General features: G+C 69.0%; 16 protein-coding genes. 6 read left to right on the top strand and 10 right to left on the bottom strand.

Translation table 11 applies throughout. From position 1 onward, the window contains the following. Nucleotides 1-82: 82 nt before the first annotated feature. Nucleotides 83-580 (top strand): hypothetical protein, encoded by a 498-nt coding sequence (locus tag E4P42_RS05120; protein ID WP_135123698.1) that lies wholly within the window; start codon nucleotides 83-85, stop codon nucleotides 578-580. Here the strand turns inward: E4P42_RS05120 and nrdF are convergent. The 4 genes from nrdF to E4P42_RS05100 all read right to left on the bottom strand — a co-directional run bounded on the left by nrdF (nucleotide 577) and on the right by E4P42_RS05100 (nucleotide 4,819). Beyond that, a complete protein-coding gene (gene nrdF, locus E4P42_RS05115) occupies nucleotides 577-1,539 on the bottom strand; it encodes a class 1b ribonucleoside-diphosphate reductase subunit beta (RefSeq protein ID WP_135123696.1) in 963 nt (320 codons plus the stop codon). The two genes, E4P42_RS05120 and nrdF, sit on opposite strands and share 4 nt — an antisense overlap. A 145-nt stretch (nucleotides 1,540-1,684) precedes the next feature. Next, entirely contained in the window at nucleotides 1,685-3,238 is a 1,554-nt protein-coding gene (locus E4P42_RS05110) for an HD domain-containing phosphohydrolase (RefSeq protein WP_135123694.1), read from the bottom strand. 33 nt (nucleotides 3,239-3,271) lie between these two features. After that, nucleotides 3,272-4,024 carry a hypothetical protein gene (locus E4P42_RS05105; RefSeq protein ID WP_135123692.1) on the bottom strand — a complete coding sequence of 251 codons (753 nt, stop codon included), beginning with the start codon at nucleotides 4,022-4,024 and terminating at the stop codon, nucleotides 3,272-3,274. Nucleotides 4,025-4,078: 54 nt separating this feature from the next. Further along, complete coding sequence (locus tag E4P42_RS05100; protein ID WP_135123690.1) at nucleotides 4,079-4,819, bottom strand: TetR/AcrR family transcriptional regulator; 741 nt, start codon at nucleotides 4,817-4,819, stop codon at nucleotides 4,079-4,081. A gap of 152 nt (nucleotides 4,820-4,971) precedes the next feature. On the opposite strand from E4P42_RS05100, the gene E4P42_RS05095 reads away from it, so the two are divergent. Then, a complete protein-coding gene (locus tag E4P42_RS05095; protein WP_135123688.1) occupies nucleotides 4,972-6,150 on the top strand; it encodes an NAD(P)/FAD-dependent oxidoreductase in 1,179 nt (392 codons plus the stop codon). A gap of 150 nt (nucleotides 6,151-6,300) precedes the next feature. Here the strand turns inward: E4P42_RS05095 and E4P42_RS05090 are convergent, their stop codons facing one another. Then, nucleotides 6,301-7,011 (bottom strand): LysR family substrate-binding domain-containing protein, encoded by a 711-nt coding sequence (locus tag E4P42_RS05090; protein ID WP_135123686.1) that lies wholly within the window; start codon nucleotides 7,009-7,011, stop codon nucleotides 6,301-6,303. A 28-nt stretch (nucleotides 7,012-7,039) separates the two neighbouring features. On the opposite strand from E4P42_RS05090, the gene E4P42_RS05085 reads away from it, so the two are divergent. Next, complete coding sequence (locus tag E4P42_RS05085) at nucleotides 7,040-7,426, top strand: DUF5997 family protein (RefSeq protein WP_135123684.1); 387 nt, start codon at nucleotides 7,040-7,042, stop codon at nucleotides 7,424-7,426. A 75-nt stretch (nucleotides 7,427-7,501) separates the two neighbouring features. On the opposite strand, the gene nrdE is transcribed toward E4P42_RS05085, so the two are convergent. The 4 genes from nrdE to E4P42_RS05065 all read right to left on the bottom strand — a co-directional run bounded on the left by nrdE (nucleotide 7,502) and on the right by E4P42_RS05065 (nucleotide 11,525). Then, nucleotides 7,502-9,670 carry a class 1b ribonucleoside-diphosphate reductase subunit alpha gene (gene nrdE, locus E4P42_RS05080; RefSeq protein WP_135123682.1) on the bottom strand — a complete coding sequence of 723 codons (2,169 nt, stop codon included), beginning with the start codon at nucleotides 9,668-9,670 and terminating at the stop codon, nucleotides 7,502-7,504. Continuing rightward, nucleotides 9,637-10,092: a class Ib ribonucleoside-diphosphate reductase assembly flavoprotein NrdI gene (nrdI, locus tag E4P42_RS05075; protein ID WP_135123680.1), complete on the bottom strand. Its 456-nt coding sequence runs from the start codon at nucleotides 10,090-10,092 to the stop codon at nucleotides 9,637-9,639. The genes nrdE and nrdI overlap by 34 nt, the downstream gene beginning before the upstream one ends. Before the next feature lie 65 nt (nucleotides 10,093-10,157). Next, the gene (locus E4P42_RS05070; protein ID WP_135123678.1) at nucleotides 10,158-10,400 is read right to left on the bottom strand and encodes a redoxin NrdH; all 243 of its coding nucleotides are present in this window, start codon (nucleotides 10,398-10,400) and stop codon (nucleotides 10,158-10,160) included. A gap of 582 nt (nucleotides 10,401-10,982) precedes the next feature. After that, complete coding sequence (locus E4P42_RS05065) at nucleotides 10,983-11,525, bottom strand: NAD(P)H-dependent oxidoreductase (protein WP_135123676.1); 543 nt, start codon at nucleotides 11,523-11,525, stop codon at nucleotides 10,983-10,985. A gap of 83 nt (nucleotides 11,526-11,608) precedes the next feature. Here E4P42_RS05065 and E4P42_RS05060 point away from each other — a divergent pair, with 83 nt between their 5' ends. Genes E4P42_RS05060 through E4P42_RS05050 form a run of 3 tightly spaced genes read left to right on the top strand, consistent with a single transcriptional unit; the run spans nucleotide 11,609 to nucleotide 14,439 of the window. Beyond that, a complete protein-coding gene (locus E4P42_RS05060; protein WP_135123674.1) occupies nucleotides 11,609-12,214 on the top strand; it encodes a TetR/AcrR family transcriptional regulator in 606 nt (201 codons plus the stop codon). Next, nucleotides 12,214-13,257, top strand: a complete 1,044-nt coding sequence (locus tag E4P42_RS05055; protein ID WP_371286984.1) for a DNA polymerase IV — start codon at nucleotides 12,214-12,216, stop codon at nucleotides 13,255-13,257. Before E4P42_RS05060 ends, E4P42_RS05055 begins: the two co-directional genes overlap by 1 nt. Before the next feature lie 9 nt (nucleotides 13,258-13,266). After that, complete coding sequence (locus E4P42_RS05050; RefSeq protein ID WP_135123672.1) at nucleotides 13,267-14,439, top strand: AAA family ATPase; 1,173 nt, start codon at nucleotides 13,267-13,269, stop codon at nucleotides 14,437-14,439. On the opposite strand, the gene E4P42_RS05045 is transcribed toward E4P42_RS05050, so the two are convergent. Beyond that, nucleotides 14,436-15,284: an SDR family oxidoreductase gene (locus E4P42_RS05045; RefSeq protein WP_135123670.1), complete on the bottom strand. Its 849-nt coding sequence runs from the start codon at nucleotides 15,282-15,284 to the stop codon at nucleotides 14,436-14,438. The two genes, E4P42_RS05050 and E4P42_RS05045, sit on opposite strands and share 4 nt — an antisense overlap. Nucleotides 15,285-15,315: the final 31 nt, after the last annotated feature.

Genomic DNA, 15,315 nt, shown 5'->3' with positions numbered 1-15,315 from the left:
CGGTCACCGGCCGTGTTCCGTCACGTGGGCTTGCCCGCACGACGCCCAGTGTGCACCGGTGCCGCGTTACGGTGGAGCGCCCATGCAGGTCTCCACACTCGCGAGTGTCGGCTCCTCGGATTGCGAGCGCATCGCCGACGCCGCCCTGGCCCAGCCCGTCCTGGCGCTGACCAGCCTGGCCTACGTCATGGCCAGCGCGGTCGTACTGGTCTGGTCGGTGCGGTGGCGTGAGCCGTTCGCGGCGCTCGCCGGTGGGGCGCTGGCGGCGGTCGGGTTCGGCAGCGTCGCGTTTCACGGGCCGCAGCCATGGTGGGCGGGGCCCGCGCACGACTGGCCGATCATCGCCGTCGCCGTGGTGTACGCCGGGATGCTCGTCAGGAGCCGGCGATCACGGTCACCCTGGCTGGCGGCCGCCGGAGTCTTCGCGCTCGCGCTGGCCGCCTACGCCGTCGGCCGGACGGGATCGCCGCTGTGCCGGCCGGACAGCCTCTGGCAGTACCACGGCGCCTGGCACGTGCTGTCGGCGCTCGCCGCCGCGTTGGCCGCGCGTGCCCTGGCGCCGCAGCGCTCCGGGCTCTAGAAGTCCCAGTCCTCGTCTTCGGTGACCACGGCCTTACCGATCACATAGCTCGACCCCGACCCGGAGAAGAAGTCGTGGTTCTCGTCGGCGTTGGGGCTCAGCGCGGACAGGATCGCCGGGTTGACGTCGGTCTCGTCACGCGGGAACAGCGCCTCGTAGCCGAGGTTCATCAGCGCCTTGTTGGCGTTGTAGCGCAGGAACTTCTTGACGTCCTCGGTGAGCCCGACGCTGTCGTAGAGGTCCTGGGTGTACTCGACCTCGTTGTCGTAGAGCTCGAACAGCAGCTCGTAGGTGTAGTCCTTCAGTTCCTGCTGCGTGGCCGGATCCTGCATGGCCAGACCACGCTGGAACTTGTAGCCGATGTAGTAGCCGTGCACGGCCTCGTCGCGGATGATCAGCCGGATCATGTCGGCGGTGTTGGTGAGCTTGGCGCGGCTGGACCAGTACATCGGCAGGTAGAAGCCCGAGTAGAACAGGAAGCTCTCCAGCAGCGTGGAGGCGACCTTGCGCTTGAGCGGCTCGTCGCCCTTGTAGTACTGCATGACGATCTCGGCCTTGCGCTGCAGGTTCGGGTTCTCCTCCGACCAGCGGAACGCGTCGTCGATCTCGTTGGTCGAGCACAGGGTGGAGAAGATGTTGGAGTAGCTGCGCGCGTGCACCGACTCCATGAACGCGATGTTGGTGTAGACGGCCTCTTCGTGCGGGGTGAGCGCATCGGGGATCAGGCTGACCGCGCCGACCGTGCCCTGGATGGTGTCCAGCAGCGTCAGGCCGGTGAACACCCGCATCGTGAGTTCCTTCTCGTGGGCGGTGAGCGTGTTCCACGAGGGGATGTCGTTGGACACCGGCACCTTCTCCGGCAGCCAGAAGTTGCCGGTCAGTCGCTCCCAGACCTCGGCGTCCTTGTCGTCCTGCAGGCGGTTCCAGTTGATCGCCGAGACGCGGTCAATCAGCTTCATGCCTTCGCTCACCAGAACCCCACTTCACCAGGCTTTATCGGACGTCGCTGCGGATGCTCGGCAGCTACCGCCGACACTACTCGTAGTGGCCGACACCTCCGGGCAACCCAACATATTGGGTTGGCGGCGTGTCGCGCCAGCCTTGTCAACGGCCGCTTCCCAGCCCGTGTTCCACCGCATACATGCTCGCCCCGATCCGGTTCGACGCGCCGATCTTGGCGTAGATCCGCTCGACGTGGTTGCGTGCGGTCTTCTCCGAGATCACCAGGGCCGACGCGATCTGGCGGTTCGACGCGCCGCGGGCCAGCAGGCCGAGCACCTCCACCTCGCGCGGCGTCAGCCCGCCCGGCCGCAGCCCCGCCCTCGCGGACGGATGTCCCGCCGTCTGCAGCACGGCTTCGGCGGCGGCCGCGTCGACCCGGCCGGCACGCACGCGTTCGGTGAGCCGGCGCGCCGCGGCGTCCGGTGACATCTGCTCGCGGTAGGGCCTCGGCTCGCAGCCGGACCGGTAGGCGACCGCCGCGGCCAGGATCCGGTCGGGCACGGTCAGCGATCCGGCGCTCAGCCCGCGCGGGTACCCCGACCCGTCCAGCGCCTCGTGGTGGTTGCCGGCCAGTTCGGCGGTCGGCCGGAGACCGGGGACGCGGTCGAGGATTCGCACCGTGAGATAGGGGTGCAGGCGCATGCGCTCGTACTCGGCCGCGCCGAGCGGGCCGGGGCGCGACCAGATCTGGTTGGAGATCCCGATGCGGCCCAGATCGTGCAGATGCCCGGCGCGCCGCAGCAGCGCGACGGTGTCGGCGCCGAGCCCCGCGGCGGCACCGGCGCGGGCGGCCAGATCGGCGACCGCCCGCGAATGCCCGAAGGTGAAGGGGCATTTGAGGTCGACGAAGTCGCCGAGCGCCACCAGCAGGGCGTCGAGTTCGTCGGTGGCGAGCCGCCGGTGCGGGTCGGGCGCCTCGCGGAGCGCCGCCTCCCACACGTCGCCGGCGCCCGGCCCGGCGAGGATGGCCTCGGCGTCGGCGACGAACACGTCGGCCACGTGCGGATCGAACTGGCCGCCGCGGCGGCTGCGTGCCATCGCCACCGCGCCGCCGACCCCGTAGGTGCGGTGGTGCACCTCGACCAGGTCGGCGAGCTGCGCGACGCGGATGGCGATCGGCAGCTCCTCGCCGGCTGCGCCCGCCGGCAGCCCGCCACCGTCGAACCGCTCGAAGGTGTACGCCAGCGCGGCCCGCACGTCGGGACCGAGCCCGATGCGCTCGGCGAGCGTCGCGGCCGAGATGCAGTGGGAGTGCACCAGGCGCGCGATGTGTCCGCGTGCGTTGGCGAACAGGGTCGCCGCCACGGACAGCCGGTGCAGCAGCGGTTCACCGCGGCCGACGTTGCCGAGCAGGAACCGTAGATACGGCAGGCCGGACCAGTCGACCAGGTAGGAGTTCTGCCGGACGGCGATGTCGTCGCCGAACCAGCGCGCGTACTCGTGCGAATCGGCGTGGCAGCCGATCCACATGACCAGGCCCGTGTAGTAGACGCAGTCACGCTGCTCGCGGCTCAGGCCCAGGCGGTCGGCGATCCGGGTGCCGATCAGCGCCGAGCGCAGCATGTGTTCGGCGGGTTGGCCGAGGCCGAGGTCGATCGCCACCGACAGCGCGGCCAGTACCTCGGCTCGGCTGGGACTGCGCCCGCCCGGCGTCATCGGTCGATTGTCCCCTGGCGCGGCGTCTCGCGATCAGAGATACGCCGTACGGGTGACGGCCGTGTGACGGTCGGCGTCGAAGGTCTCGAAATGGCCGGTGCCCGCGACGCAGACGCCACGTTGGGGCAGCCGGAAGTCGCCCAGCCGGGCCTGCCGGGGCAGCGGTCCGGTGGGGCCCAGGTCGCTGCCGCGCAGCGTCGCCGACGACGCCTCGACCGCCCAGACCCGGCGCGGCGCCACCATGTAGGTCTGGCCGTTGGCGGCCTTGCCGCTCAACCGGATCGGCCCGGTGCGCAGTGCGGTCCCCGCGACGCGGCTGATCGCGTTGAGCGCGGTGCGATTCGTCCACGCCGGCTCGGGCAGCCGGCGGCCGATGGCGCTCATCGCCCGGGTGGCTGCGGTGGGCGCGATGTCGACGGTCCACTCGAGCAGGCCGGGAACGACGATGCGCAACGACCACGGACCCGTCCAGGTCACGTCGATGTCGCAGCGGACGGCGTCGTTGTCCGTCGCTGAACTGAAGTAGCGGGCACAGCTCTGCGGGCCGGGCGTGGTCGCATAGAAGGTCCAGCCACCTGCGGGGTCGCGGTGCCACACGGACAGATAGCCGGGCGCGAACGTGGTGGCCGGGAACTGCCGATAAGCCAGGTAGTGGCCGCTGCGGAACGGCAGGCCCATGATGCCGAAGCCCACGAACCGTTCGTCGTCACCGTCCGGAAGGACGGGATGATCGGTGACGGCGGCGACGATGTCGCGGGGTGATGAGGTGGTGCTGGTGATGGTCATGCACCGATCGTGCGGTCCATCGCGGGTCTGGCGCATGAGGCGACTGCCTCATCTTCAGGCGACGTGCTCCTGTTTGCGCACGCCCTCGTGCAGCGGCAGATCGGGGTCGATCCTGATGCCGAGCAGCTCACAGGTGCCGTTGATGGAACCGATCATGATCGTGGTGAGGTGTGCGACGAAAGCCTCGGACGGCATCCGGCGCGGGCTGTCCTGCTCGGTGCCCAGCCACCAGTCGGTGGCCGACGCGATCGACCCGAACGCGGCGTAGGCGGCGAGCTCGAGGGCGGCGGCGTCGAGCTCGATCTCACCGAGTTCGTTGTCGAACAACTCCGCCATGCCGAGCGTGATCTCGCGGCTCTCGTTGAGCGCGCGCATCGCCGACTCGCTCTGTTCGGCGAAGCGGCCCTGGATCAGGAACCGGATGACGTTGGGATGCTCGTCAACCAGCCGCACGTACTGTTCGACGGCCCGGCGGATCACCGCGCGGCCGGAGTCGACGGACAGGTCGATCGACGGGAAGATCGCGGTGCCCAGCATGTCGCGCAGCCGCTGGCCGATGGCCTGGAACAGGTCGGACTTGTCGGTGAAGTGCCGGTAGATCTTGGGCTTGGCGGTGCCGGCCTCCTCGGCGATCTCCCGGAGGCTGACCTCGGGGCCCTGCCGGTCGATGGCCCGGAACGCGGCGTCGACGATTTCGGCACGCACCTTCTTACGGTGCTCGCGCCAGCGTTCGCTGCGCGCGTCCACTTTGCCGCCCGGTTCGTCACCGGTGCGGGACCTCGGCCCTCGTCGCACCCGCCCACTGTACTCGCTCGGGGTGTGCTGACCTGCTCAGAACCGCCGTGAGCACGCCTTTCACCGGCACTGGCAGGAGCTTTGCCCGCAGCGCCGGTCGGCGACGACTTGGGTACTATCGCCACGACAGCCCGACAGACGAGACGAGATTCATGACTCAGCGATACGACCTGGTCATCGCCGGCGGGGGCCCTTCGGGCTCGGCCGCGGCGTGGCAGGCCGCACAGACCGGCGCGAAGGTGGTGGTGCTGGACAAGGCCGAGTTCCCGCGAGCCAAGCCGTGCGGCGACGGCCTCACCGCCCGAGCCGTGAGCTACCTGCAGAAGATGGGCCTGGCCGACGAGGTGGCCACGTACCACCGGGTCAACCGGGTGACGGTGTTCAGCCCCAGCGAATGGGAACTGTCGTTCCCCAAGCGCCCGGGCATGCCCGATCACGGGCACACCGTGAGCCGCGAGCACCTCGACACCGTGCTGCTCAAGCACGCCGAGTCGGCCGGCGCCGAGGTGCGCCAGGGTGCCGAGGTCACCGGCCCGATCGTGGAGAACGGCCGCGTGGTCGGCGTGACGCTCAAGAACGGTGAGAAGGTCTTCGGCGACGCGGTGATCGCCGCCGACGGCGCCTACTCCCCCATCAAGCGGGCGCTCAAGATCGATTCGCAGTACAACGGCTACCAGGCGATCGCGATCCGTTCGGAGATGCACGCCAACCGGCCGGACTCCGACAGCCTCGACATCTATCTCAAGCTGGCCTTCCAGGGCGATCAGCTGCCCGGCTACGGCTGGGTGTTCCCGATGGGCAACGGCCTGTTCAACATCGGCCTCGGCTACGTCAACAGCTACAAGAACTGGCAGTCGATCAACGCCACGCAGTTCCTCGGCGAGTTCCTGCGCACCCTGCCGCGGGACTGGGAGCTGCCGCCGATCGAAGAGCTCAAGAAGAACAAGAGCGTGCGGGCGTGGCGACTGCCGATGGGCTTCACCGCCTGGCCGCCGTGGCGTCCGGGTGTGCTGTTCACCGGCGACTCGCTGGGTGCGGGTAAGCCGGCGTCGGGCGCCGGGATCTCCAAGGCGCTCGAATCGGGGCTGGCCGCGGGCGAGTGCGCGATCGCCGCGCTCACCAACGGCGGACCCGACGACTTCACCAACTACGCGCAGAAGATGGAAGCGGCTTGGGGCCGGGAGTACAAGCGGGGCCGGTACTTCCACAAGCTCGCCGGTATCCCCGCGGTGGCGAACAACGGCATCAAGTTGATCGACAACGCGTTCTTCCGCGACCGGATGCTCAAGGCGCTGTACAAGAAGGAACAGGGCCCGCAGCACAAATACTGAGATTTCCGCCCCGCCGAATCATCGGCGCACCGCCGGGTGTGGACCTTCGGGCTCACACCCGGCGTTTGCTTTCCCCGGCGGTCGAGTGGCCAGTCATCGCGCGCTTCGCGGCGGTTCACGCGCGATACGTGGCCACTCGGCGTTGCTGAGTCAGCGCCGGCCGCGCGTGGACCGCCCCGGCTTGCGGGCGACCTTCCCCGCCGCAGCGCGGGCGGCCTGCTTGGCGAGGGTCTTCTCCCGTGCGGTCCGCTTGGGCGCCGGCTCGGCCTGCCCCCGCGACGACCCGGGTCTGCGGCCCCGCACGATGCCGATGAACTCCTCGATCAGCGCCGGCTGCGGTCCTTCCGGGACGGCGAGCGCCACTGGGCAGGCGGGTGCGTCGGTGATCGGCCGGTAGGTGAGGTCCTTGCGGTGGTGCAGCCGTGCCAGCGATTGCGGAACGATGAGGGTTCCCATACCGGCCGCGACGAGTTCAATTGCCGCGCCGGTCGTTTCGGGGCGGTGATCGACCGGGGCGCCCGGCGCCTGCGGCCAGGCGATGACGTCGTCGAGCGGCACCAGCACCGGTTCGTCAGCGAGGTCGGCTGCGGTGATCTCGTCGAGTGCGGTGAGGAGGTGATCGGCAGGCATCACCGCCACCGTCGTCTCCTCGTAGAGCGGGATGACGGCCAGCCCCGACGTGTCGGACGGCAGCCGCAGCAGTGCCGCATCGACGGTGCCGGCCCGCACCGCGGCGGCGGCGTCCACGGCGGCGACGGGGCACAACTCGAGGGGGACGTCGGGGTGGCGCTGCGCCCAGTTCCTGGCCCACTTCGCGGGCGTCCCGCCGGGGACGTAGCCGAGGGTGAGCGAGGGGTCCACGGCCTCAGGCTACCGATAGGCTGGGGCCATGAGCAGGCCGAACGCGCAGCAGATGAAGCCCGCTACGGCGGCGAAGAAGCTCGACGTGTACCTGCCCGCGACGCCGGCGGAGTTCCAGGAGAACGCGATCACCCGCGACGAACTCGCCGCCCTGCAGGCCGACCCGCCGCAATGGCTCACCGATCTGCGCAGGAACGGGCCGCATCCGAAGAACCTGGTGGCCGCCAAGCTCGGCGTGTCGATCGCCGGTCTCGCGCGCGGCGGCGTCACCGAGGCGCTCACCACCGAGCAGATCGATGCGCTGCTCGCCGACAAACCCGACTGGCTGGTCGCCGAACGCGAGAGCTACCAGAACGTGCTGCGCGAGGAGCGCCGCCTCAAGGCGCTGCGGGCTGACCAGGCTCGCGAGGGCTGAGGCCCGAACGCCGAGACTACGGAAGTTGACGGAGATTCCTCGTATTCCGTCATCTTCCGTAGTCTCGGCGCGGCCTCACAGCATGCAGCTGACGCAGCCCTCGACTTCGGTGCCCTCCAAAGCCATCTGGCGCAGCCGGATGTAGTACAGCGTCTTGATGCCCTTGCGCCAGGCGTAGATCTGCGCCTTGTTCACATCACGCGTGGTGGCGGTGTCCTTGAAGAAGAGCGTCAGGCTCAGCCCCTGGTCCACGTGCTGGGTGGCCGCGGCGTAGGTGTCGATGATCTTCTCGTACCCGATCTCGTACGCGTCCTGGTAGTACTCCAGGTTGTCGTTGGTCATGTACGGCGCCGGGTAGTAGACGCGGCCGATCTTGCCTTCCTTGCGGATCTCGATCTTCGACGCGACCGGGTGGATCGAACTGGTCGAGTGGTTGATGTAGGAGATCGACCCCGTCGGCGGCACGGCCTGCAGGTTCTGGTTGTAGATGCCGTGCTGCTGCACCGACTCCTTGAGCCGCCGCCAGTCGTCCTGGGTCGGGATGCGGATGCCGGCATCGGCGAACAGCTGGCGCACCTTGTCGGTCTTGGGCTCCCACACCTGCTCGGTGTACTTGTCGAAGAACTCCCCCGACGCGTACTTCGAGCGCTCGAAGCCCTTGAACGACGTACCGCGTTCGATCGCAATGCGATTCGACGCACGCAGCGCGTGGTAGAGCACGGTGTAGAAGTAGATGTTCGTGAAGTCGATGCCCTCTTCGGAGCCGTAGAAGATCCGCTCGCGCGCCAGGTACCCGTGCAGGTTCATCTGCCCGAGGCCGATGGCGTGGGAGTCGTTGTTGCCCTGCTCGATCGACGGCACCGACGTGATCGACGTCTGGTCACTGACCGCGGTCAGGCCGCGGATCGCCACCTCGATGGTCTGGGCGAAGTCGGGCGAGTCCATCGCCTTGGCGATGTTGAGCGACCCGAGGTTGCACGAGATGTCCTTGCCGACCTTGGAGTACGACAGGTCCTCGTTGAACTCCGACGGCGTGGAGACCTGCAGGATCTCCGAGCACAGGTTCGAGTGCGTGATCTTGCCCTCGATCGGATTCGACCGGTTCACCGTGTCCTCGAACATGATGTACGGGTAGCCCGACTCGAACTGCAGCTCGGCCAGTGTCTGGAAGAACTCGCGCGCCTTGATCTTCGTCTTGCGGATCCGCGCGTCGTCGACCATCTCGTAGTACTTCTCGGTCACCGAGATGTCGGCGAACGGCAGCCCGTACACGCGCTCGACGTCGTACGGCGAGAACAGGTACATGTCCTCGTTCTTCTTCGCCAGCTCGAACGTGATGTCGGGGATCACCACACCCAGCGAGAGGGTCTTGATGCGGATCTTCTCGTCGGCGTTCTCGCGCTTGGTGTCGAGGAACCGGTAGATGTCGGGATGGTGGGCGTGCAGGTACACCGCGCCGGCGCCCTGCCGCGCCCCCAGCTGATTGGCGTAGGAGAACGAGTCCTCGAGCAGCTTCATGATCGGGATGACACCCGAGCTCTGGTTCTCGATGTTCTTGATCGGTGCCCCGTGCTCGCGAATGTTGCTCAGCAGCAACGCGACCCCGCCGCCGCGCTTGGACAGCTGCAGTGCGGAGTTGATGGAGCGCCCGATGGACTCCATGTTGTCCTCGATGCGGAGCAGGAAGCAGCTCACCGGCTCGCCGCGCTGCTTCTTGCCCGAGTTGAGAAACGTCGGGGTGGCCGGCTGGAAGCGGCCGTCGATGATCTCGTCGACGAGCTTCTCGGCCAGTACGGTGTCGCCGGCGGCCAGCGTGAGCGCCACCATCACGACGCGGTCCTCGAAGCGCTCGAGGTAGCGCTTCCCGTCGAACGTCTTGAGCGTGTAGGAGGTGTAGTACTTGAACGCGCCGAGGAACGTCGGGAAGCGGAACTTCTTGGCGTAGGCGCGATCGAGCAGCGTCTTGACGAAGTTGCGGGAGTACTGGTCGAGCACCTCGCGCTCGTAGTACTCCTTCTGGATCAGGTAGTCGAGCTTCTCGTCCTGATTGTGGAAGAAGACCGTGTTCTGGTTGACGTGCTGCAGGAAGTACTCCCGCGCCGCCTGAGCGTCCTTCTCGAACTGGATCCTGCCCTCGGCGTCGTACAGGTTCAGCATCGCGTTGAGGGCGTGGTAATCCGTTTCGCCCGGAAGCGCGTGTGCGCCGGTGGTTACAGGCTCTGCAGCTGTGACGGTGGGTGCCACGTCGGTTGGTCCTTCCAGAAGTCCGCGAGTCCCGCCCGAACCGCCTGGACATCCTCCTGGGTGCCCATCAGCTCGAAGCGGTAGAGATAGGGGACGCCGCACTTGCGGGACACCACGTTGCCCGCGTAGCCGTACTCGGCGCCGAAGTTGGTGTTGCCCGCGGCGATGACGCCGCGGATCAACGACCGGTTGTGCTCGTTGTTCAAGAATGCGATGACCTGCTTGGGGACGTAGCCCCCGTCATTGACGTCCGGCGTGGCGCGCCCACCGCCGTAGGTGGGCAGCACCAGCACGTAGGGCTCGTCGACCTCGATCCGGCCGTGCAGCGGTATCCGGGTGACCTGGTCCGCGGGGAACCCCAGCTTCTCGACGAAGCGGTGCGTGTTCTCCGAGACACTGGAGAAGTACACGAGGGCACCCATCACTTATCCCTTCCAGGTCCTGTCCGCCGGAACCGGCCGCACACCCTGTGCCGGACGGATACCCGTCAGGCGGTGGCCGCCACCGCGCCCGACAGGGCCTTGATCCGGTCCGGGCGGAAGCCCGACCAGTGGTCGCTGCCGGCCACCACGACCGGCGCCTGCAGGTAACCGAGCGCCATCACGTAGTCGCGAGCCTCGCTGTCGAGGGAGATGTCGACGACCTCGTACTCGACGCCTTGCTTGTCGAGGGCCTTGTAGGTGGCGTTGCACTGGACGCAGGCGGGCTTGGTGTAGACGGTGACGGTCATCGGCGGCACGGCTCCTATCGCGGACGGCGGTGGTGACTGGTGACGGGCTGGCAACTGACTCGGGTACTTCATGTCGCTATCTGTTTCAGCGACGCGCAGGCCTCCGAAATTCCCGGCGGCCCGGGTGCGTCCGCGGTGGTCAGACCCCCGGACGACGCCCGTTCTGCGTCCCGATCGGCCTCCGGAACTCTGGTGGCTCTTCGGTGAGCAAGACACTACACCTAGTGGCCGACAAGACCTACGGATACAAGATGTTCTGAATGACATTTTTGGAATTCCCAGGTCGTAAGCACTTCGCCGGTGTGTGGACCGGCGTGTCGCCACACCCGCCGGTGGGTGTGTCGCTATATATGGGTCAGGTCTACCACCGGGCACCGACACGTCGCCCGGGGTCGCCGGCGCCCAGCGGCGCTCAGCAAACTCCCTCGAGGCGCTGGGCCGGCCCCGCATTCTCCCGACCGGCCCGGACTTCACGCGGCTCAGCGCATCGAACGCCGCGGTCGGTCACGGCACCATGGGCGTCAGACGCCGACGGCGGCACACCCCCGGTCGGGGTGTGCCGCCGTTGCGGCGCATTCTGGGTCAGCCCACCTCGGCGACCAGCTTGCCCACGATGTCGCGCACCTCGCCGGCGACCTCGGCTTTCTCCCGCGGGTGCTTACCGTCCAGCGACGCGCTGGGCAGCGAGAGCTTGAGGTCCTCGACCACCCGCGGCCCGGCGATGCCGAACGACTTGCGCGTCTCGTCATGGGCCCACGCCCCGCCGTAGCGGCCGAGCGCCGCACCGATCACCGCGAGCGGCTTGTCCTTGAGCGCGCTGTCGCCGTACGGCCGGGACAGCCAGTCGATCGCGTTCTTGAGCACCGCAGGGATGCTGCCGTTGTACTCCGGCGTGATCACCAGCGCCGCGTCCGCCTCGGCCGCCACCCGCCGCAGCTCGGCCACCGAGTCGGGCAGCGGATCGACGTCGAGGTCCTCGTTGTAGAACGGCAGCTCGCCCAGCCCGTCGAACGGCCGCAGCGTCACGCCGTCCGGAGCCGATTCCACCGCAAGCTCGGCGAGCTGGCGGTTCACCGACGCCGCCCGCAGGCTGCCCACCAACACCAGCACGTTCAGATCCGACACGTCATGTCCTTCCCTCGATGTCCACGTCCCCCGATTAAACCGGACTGCGGTCCGAATAATTCCGGCTGGGTTAGTGTGGTGTGGTGAGCGCCACCGACCGGTCCCTCGGCCTGCCGGTGGTCGACAGCGCGCCGCAAGAGCGCGGGGACGCCGCCCGCAACCGGATCCTGTTGATCGACGCGGCCCGCCGATTGATCGCCGAACGCGGCGCCGATGCCGTGAGCACCGACGATATCGCCGCGGCCGCCGGCGTCGGGAAAGGCACACTCTTCCGCCGCTTCGGCAGCCGCGCCGGACTGATGGTGGTGCTGCTCGACGAGAACGAGAAGCAACACCAACAGGCGTTCATGTTCGGGCCGCCGCCGCTGGGACCGGGGGCACCACCGCTCGACCGGTTACTCGCCTACGGGCGGGAGCGCCTCGAGTTCGTCCACCGCCACCACGCGCTGCTCTCCGACGCCGCGCGCGACCGGCAGACCCGGTTCAACGCGCCGATGGTCCTGCATCACGTGCACGTGCGCATGCTGCTGGCCTCGGCCGGCACCTCGGGCGACCTCGACGCCCAGGCCACCGCGCTGACCGCCCTGCTCGACGCCGACTACGTCGAGCATCGACTGGCCGAGGGCGCCACCCTCGACCAACTCGGTGACGCCTGGGAGGCCGTGGCGCGCAAGCTGTGCGGCACCTGATGCGCTGGATCCTGCACGTCGACCTCGACCAGTTCCTGGCCTCGGTGGAACTGCGCCGCCACCCCGAACTCGATGGGCTGCCGGTGATCGTCGGCGGCAGCGGCGACCCGACCGAGGCGCGCAAGGTGGTCACCTGCGCGTCGTATCCGGCCCGGGAGTTCGGCGTGCACGCCGGGATGCCCCTGCGCACCGCCGCCCGCAAGTGCCCGGACGCGGTGTTCCTGCCGTCGGATCCCGCCGCCTACGACGAGGCCTCCGAGGAGGTGATGACGCTGTTGCGCGACCTCGGACATCCGGTCGAGGTGTGGGGCTGGGACGAGGCCTACGTCGGCGCGCAGGTCGAGGACCCCGTGGCACTCGCCGAGGGCATCCGCGCCGTCGTCGCCGCCGGGACCGGTCTGTCGTGTTCGGTGGGCATCAGCGACAACAAACAGCGCGCGAAGGTGGCGACCGGGTTCGGCAAGCCGGGCGGGGTCTTCGTGCTCACCGAGGACAACTGGATGGCGGTGATGGGTGACCGCCCCGTCGACGCCCTGTGGGGTATCGGGCCCAAGACGCAGAAGAAGCTTGCGACGATGGGCATCACCACGGTCGCCGATCTGGCCGCCACCGACGCCACCGTGCTGACCCAGGCGTTCGGCCCGACCACCGGATTGTGGATCCTGTTGCTGGCCAAGGGCGGCGGCGACGACACCGTCAGCGCCGAACCGTGGGTGGCGCGCTCCCGCAGCCACGTGACCACGTTCCCGCACGACCTCACCGACCGTACCGAGATCGAGGCGGCCGTCGCGGATCTGGCCCGGCAGACCCTGGCCGAGGTCGTGGAGCAGGGCCGCGTGGTGACGCGCGTGGCGGTCACGGTGCGCACCAGCACCTTCTACACGCGCACCAAGATCCGTAAGCTGGCCGCGCCCACCACCGATGCGACGACGGTGACCGCCACCGCGCTCGACGTGCTCGGCCAGTTCCCCCTCGACCGCCCGGTCCGGCTGCTGGGCGTGCGCCTGGAGCTGGCCATGCCGGCTGTCACCGGCCACCGATAACCTCGCCCCATGCTGCAGACCGTCGCGATCCGCGGTTACCGCTCGCTGCGGGACGTCGTGCTGCCGCTGCGCCGGCTCACCGTGGTGACTGGCGCGAACGGCAGCGGCAAATCGTCGCTGTACCGGGCGCTGCGCCTGCTCGCCGACTGCGGCCGCGGTGAGGTGATCGGTTCGCTCGCCCGCGAAGGCGGGTTGCAGTCGGCGCTGTGGGCCGGTCCCGAGCAGACCGCGGGCGCCCGGCGCACCGGACGCGCCGAGGGCACTGTCCGCACCCGTCCGGTGTCGCTCGAACTCGGGTTCAGCGCAGACGATTTCGGCTACCTCGTCGACCTCGGCCTGCCCCAGCACGCCGGCCCCGGCTCGCTGTTCGCCCGAGACCCGCAGATCAAGCGCGAGGCCGTGTTCGCCGGTCCGGTGCTGCGTCCCGGGTCCACGCTGGTGCGGCGCGGCAATGAACACGTCGAGGCCAGTTCGGAGTTCGGACGCGGCTTCGACGATCTGACCCGCGCGCTGCCGTCGCACCGCAGCGTGCTGGCCGAGTTCCCCGGCGCGCTGCCCGAACTCGCCGCCGTACGGAATCGGTTGCGCGCCTGGCGGTTCTACGACGGTTTCCGGGTCGACACCGCCGCACCGGCCCGTCGGCCCCAGGTCGGCACTCGCACTCCCGTCCTCTCCGACGACGGCAGCGATCTGGCGGCGGCCACCCAGACCATCATCGAGGCCGGCTTCGACGATCTGGCCCGCGCGGTGGCCGACGCGTTCGACGGCGCCACCGTGCAGATCGCGGTGCACGACGGGCTCTTCGACCTCCAACTGCGTCAGCCCGGCATGCTGCGTCCCCTGCGTTGTGCCGAATTGTCGGACGGCACACTGCGTTTCCTGCTGTGGGCGGCCGCGCTGCTCAGCCCAGACCCGCCGTCGCTGATGGTGCTCAACGAACCGGAGACATCGCTGCACCCGGACCTGGTCCGCCCGCTGGCCTCGCTCGTCGCGACCGCCGCCGCCCAGACGCAGGTGGTGGTGGTGACGCACTCGGCCGCGATGGTGGAGTTGCTCGGCGCGGTCCCGCTCGACGAGGACGGCGATGCCGTCCAGCTGACCCTGTACAAGGACGTCGGCGAAACCCGCCTCGAGGGGCAGGGTCTGCTGAGCACCCCGCCGTGGGACTGGGGCCGCCGCTAGCGCCGCAGCGCCCGGCTGAACAGTACGTTGACCTGCCGCATCGCCACGCTGTAGGGCCACCACATGGTGCGCTTGAACAGGTACAGCGCCCGGATGTCGGGTGAGGTGTAGATGAGGTAGCGGTTGCGCCGCACGCCGGTGAGGATCCGCTCGGCCACGTGTTCGGGTGAGACGGCGTGACCGGCGAAGCGGTTGGTCCACTTCTGCACGTTCGGCGCCTCACGGTCGACACCGGCGATCTGCACGGTCTGCACCAGCGGGGTCTTCACCGCGCCGGGCACCACGACCGAGACCCCGATGCGGTGCCGGGCCAGGTCGAAGCGCAACACCTCCGACAGCCCGCGCAGCCCGTACTTGCTGGCGCTGTACGCGGCGTGCCAGGGCAGCGCCACCAAGCCGGCGGCCGAGGAGACGTTGACCAGGTGCCCGCCCCGGCGCGCCGCGACCATCGGCGGTACGAACGTCTCGATGACGTGGATGGGCCCCATCAGGTTGATGTCGACCATCGAGCGCCAGTGCTCGTGGGTGAGGGTGGACACGGTGCCCCACGCCGAGACACCGGCGATGTTCATGACGACGTCCATGGCGTCGTGGCTGCGGTGCACCTCGTCGGCGAACGCGACGACCGCGTCGTGGTCGGAGATGTCGAACGCCCGGTACGCGCCGACGGTGCCGCCCAGCGCGCGGACGTCGTCGACGGTGGTCTGCAGGCCGTCGGCGTCGCGGTCGGTGAGGAACAGTACGGCGCCCTCGCGGGCCAGACGCAGCGCGGTGGCGCGTCCGATACCGCTGGCGGCGCCGGTGAGAAGGCACCGCTTACCGGCGAACCCGCTGCGCTGCGTCATGGCGGTGACCCTACCGTTCGGCGGCGGACGG

The sequence above is a fragment of the Mycobacterium sp. PS03-16 genome, assembly GCF_004570325.1.
Taxonomy (GTDB): Bacteria; Actinomycetota; Actinomycetes; order Mycobacteriales; family Mycobacteriaceae; genus Mycobacterium.
This window is presented reverse-complemented; position numbering and strand designations above follow the sequence as displayed.